Origin of the sequence: Maribacter orientalis, assembly GCF_900109345.1 — a bacterium.
GTDB classification, from domain to species: Bacteria; Bacteroidota; Bacteroidia; order Flavobacteriales; family Flavobacteriaceae; genus Maribacter; species Maribacter orientalis.
This window is the reverse complement of sequence record NZ_FNZN01000019.1, coordinates 1-4,820: the sequence shown is the minus strand read 5'-3', so window position 1 is coordinate 4,820 and position 4,820 is coordinate 1. Positions and strand designations below refer to the sequence as shown.

Sequence of the window (4,820 nt, the reverse complement as noted above, 5' to 3'; positions counted from 1 at the left end):
AATTATACGGTATATGTTAGGGACGTGGACAACCCGATAGCCGGTTGTACCGTAACCCTTACCCAAACGATATCCGAGCCAACGGTGGTAGTCGCCGATGCGAACATCACCCAACAATATACCTGTGACAATGGCGGGGCCACTATTACGGCAAGCGCCTTGGGCGGTACTCCAGGGTACGAATACCAATTGGAGGACAATGTTGGCGGAATCATAACCGCTTATCAGACCAATACTGTTTTTAACGGATTATTAGCGGGTACATATAATGTTCGTGCAATGGATGCGAACGGGTGTTCCGATTTAATTGACACGCCAATTGTAATTACAGCTCCAATTATACCAGTATTTACATTACAAGAGACAGTTTGTTATAGTGGCAGCAATGATGCGACCATACAAGTAGATGTTACTGCAGGAAACGGAAATTATCTTTTCAGAATCAACGGAGGTACTTATGTGGCCCCAAGTCCGGTTACCGCAACAACGTATACCTTCACGGGACTATCTAGCGGAACGTATACGATAGAGGTTACGGACCAATATGGTTGTGATACCGCGCCTCAAACAATAACTATCGAGCCGCAATTAACGGTATCGGCAAGCGCAAGTAATATAACCGCTTGTGGTACAGATACCGATATCGATATTACCGCTGCTGGTGGAGACGGCAATTATGTGTATGCAGTTGTGGCTGATGGTGCTACACCTACGGCAGGTGATTATGCTACGACCAATCCTGTGACCGTTACGGGTGCAGGTGACTATGATGTATATGTGCTTGACAATAATGGAGGAACGGATGCGTGTCCTGCAATGTATGATATTACAATTGTACAAGATGCACCAGTAGCGGTAACACCGACAGTTATAGATGTAACTTGTTTTGGTGGTACTAACGGTAGTATTTCATTGGCCCCAAGCGGTGGTGAAGCCCCATATACTTTTAGTATTAATGGAGGAACAACTTTTGGGTCCGTAAGTACGTTCAACAATCTTACAGCTGGCACTTATGATGTTAGGGTAAGAGACGTTAATAATTGTGAACTCACATTATCAGTTCCTGTTGACGAATTACCGCAAATAATTGCTGAGAGCGTTCAAACAGAAGATTATACGTGTAATCAATTAGGAGAAATCACTGTTGGTGGCGTAACCCCTACAACAGGAGGTTCAAATAGTTATCAGTATAGTTTAAATGGAGGAACTTGGACTGCCGCGACTGCCGCAGGAGCGGTTTTCACCAATTTAACCGACGGAACCTATACTGTACAAGTAAGGGATGCCAATAATATTGGGTGTACCATAAGTCTCCCGAATATTATAATCGCGCCTTTACCTATAGAACCTGCCTTAAGCAGCAGTGTTGCTTACAATTGTGATGGCTCTGGAAATATTACGATACTTCCTAGCGACCCAACGTATACCTATAGTATCGATGGTAATACCCCACAAGCGAGCAATGTATTTAACAATGCGATTGTAGGTCAACATACCATCACGGTAGATTATGGCAGTGAATGTACGACCGACATTATTATAGACGTTCAGCCTGGTAATGCATTCGAGGCATCTGTACTTACTTATGAGGATCTGAACTGTAATGCCGACAATTCGGGTACCATTACTTTCGAAGTGAACAATTTTGGTGCCAGTGGATATGAATATAGTTATGATAGTGGTTTTGCAACGATAGAAGGTAATGATACGGCATCAAGTCATACCATTTCTGGATTGTCTGCGGGGAATTATACGGTATATGTTAGAGACATAGACAACCCAATAGCTGGTTGTACTGTAACGCTGACCCAAACAATATTGGAACCAAATACTATTTCCGTTAGTAACGTAGAAACTCAACCTAGTTGTGTTGATGATGGTTCAGTTATAATAACTGCTACAGGCGGTACAGGAGCATTTTCATACGAAATTGAATTGCCTGATACTTCCACTACGGGCGCACAAGGCAGTAATTTGTTTACTGGTTTAAACCAATTAGGGTTACATACAATTACCGTTACTGATGCAAATGGATGTACAGCTACCGATACTTTTACATTGGTTGCACCATCTTTACCTACAGCTAGTATTGACCCAACTTCAGATTTGTGTTATGATTCATCTAACCCTGGCTCAGCAACTATTGTCATTGGAGCTTCTGGTGGTTTGGCGCCATATGTGTACAGAATGAATACTGGTGCATATAAAACATCGAATGATTTTGCAAATCTTACACCTGGTAATTATACATTCCAAATAAGAGATGCAAATGGTTGTACAGACACTTTATCATTTACTATAGAACCACAATTAACCGCTAATGTGGTTTTAACGAAAGATATCGATTGTTCGGTTTCACCAGATGCAATTTTAGATTTGCAGGTTAATGGTGGATATTCGCCCTTTACTTATGAATTACAGGTTGATGGAGGTGGTTATACCGCATACATTGGTTCTTTTCCTTACTCAACGGCAACCCCTGGTTTATATAGATTTAGAGTAACAGATGCGCAAGGTTGTAGTGCAGAATCAAATGAAATTACAGTTACTGCAACGGTAAACCCAGTTGCAACTGAAACAGTTATAAACCCAACATGTTTTGGAGATGCCAATGGTGTTGTAGAAATCAATATTGACCCTAGCTATGGATCATCGCCATTTCAAATAAGCTTTGAAGGTAGTTCATTTTCAAATCAAAGAGTGTACCCTGGCTTAGCGGCGGGCACATATACTTATACGGTTAGAGATAGCAAGAGCTGTGTCTATACTGACACTGTTACGGTAACGGATCCAGCACTATTTGATGCAATTGTTGTTGCTACCGATGTTAGTTGTGGTGGTACAGGTGACATTCCTGGTAAAATAGACATTACAATTACAAGTGGAGGGGCGCCTAACTTTACGTATACCTTATACGACAACCAAAATAACGTAGTAGTAACTTTAGGACCAAATCCGATTGTAAATACATCTGCAACAACTGCGACTTTTGATGGTTTGACATTTGGAGATTATTACGTTAGAGTTTTAGATGCTAATGGCTGTGAATTTTATCAGAATCCGGTGCGTGTTTTATCCAACCCGTATTTAAGTATCGATGCCGTTGTACCGGCTGTTAGTTGTATTAGTGGTGGTACGGTTGACTTATTGGCAAGTGGTGGTTCTGGAAATTATGATTTTACCATTTATGGTGCAGGCACAGTTCCTAATTCTGAGACTTCTGGTCCAGGAATCAATGAAGAAAGTGCTACCTATAACGGATTAAACCCTGGGCAAACCTATGTATTTCAAGTGATAGATACAGGCACTAATTGTTCAAGTTATGTTGAAGTGGAGATTCCTAGTTTATCATCTATTGACGTTGTTGCCAATCCAATAATTACAGATGTGGCTTGTTTTGGAGATACAAATGGATCGATTGCATTTCAAATTGAAGGATATGATTCTTCTGTAAATGATATATTTTATGAAATTAGAGAATCTATAACAAATACATCTTTAGGAGGCGCTTATTCAAATACCATAATTGGAGCGCCAAATGGTCCAGGCCCAACAGCTGTAGAAACAGTGACTAATATTCCACCAGGAGATTATGTATTATTCTTTAGAGAAGACTCTAGTCCAGATTGTACGAATACTTTTGATTTTAGAATATTGGAACCAAACCCTGTTACCTTAACTATAGTTGATCAGAATAACGGGTATTGTACTGTGGATGCTAACGTAACAGTTATCGCTGGCGGAGGCAATGGATCTTACACCTATGCTTTTGTGGAAGATGGCGTGGCACCTGTATCAGGAGATTATGGCACAAGTAATTATGCCGAACTAGACCCTTCTGTGAATACAGATTGGGATGTATATGTGTTAGATGGGAATGGCTGTTCTACAACGCTTCCTTTAAACGTTACAATTGCAGAAGATCCAGCACCGGTAATATCAGCAGTTGTATTAAATCAATGTGCTGCTAATGAAGGTGAATTTGTAATAGAGATTACATTAGATGGAGTGGGAATTCAACCTTATACTTTAAGTGTAAATGGGGGGTCTTATCAGTCTTCAACGCTAACAACACTAGGTACTACACACCAGTTTAATAATTTAAGTTCAGGTAATTATACAATAGAAGTACGTGATTTTAATGGTTGTGGTAATATACAGACCTTAGAGATTTTCAAACCCACGTCAATCACCGCAGAAGTAACTACACAGCCAACTTGTATTGGTAACGATGGTGAAGTAATTATGACTGCTTATGGAGGTTCTGGTTTTTATATGTACGAATTATTCGATGCAGGGGTAAGTGTAAATGGATCACCTCAAGCATCTCCGATTTTTACAGGTTTAGAACCAAAGACGTATCAAGCATTTGTTTATGACCAAATTCTAACAGGTTGTGACAAATCTGTAGATATTGAGTTAGAAGTGCCAACAGCTGTTGCATTTACCACATCAGTCACAGACGTGAGTTGTTTTGGCGGAAGTGATGGTCGTATTGTTGCAACTTTAGACCCAACAATGGATAATCCTCCATATACGTATCAATTGTTTCAGAGGCCCCTTATTGGACCTTTAGTTCCTGTTACGTTGTTACCGCAAACATCAGGTATTTTCAATAATCTACCAGCAGCCGACAATTATGTAGTTCGGGTTTATTCTGGACGCGGATGTATTTTAGATGAAGACGTTATAGTTAACGAACCTGATGCCATTGCGAACCTCACTGCTACTGTTGTGGAGTTTGGTTGTAGTGTAGGCAACAATCCTAACAATGCTACGATAACCATAGATGGTTCTGCCATTACCGGTGGTAGCGGTAC

The 4,820-nt window shown here is 40.5% G+C and carries 1 pseudogene; it reads left to right on the top strand.

Annotated features, from left to right (window positions below):
- Window positions 1-4,820: pseudogene (locus BMY56_RS18350) on the top strand (SprB repeat-containing protein); the annotation flags it as partial.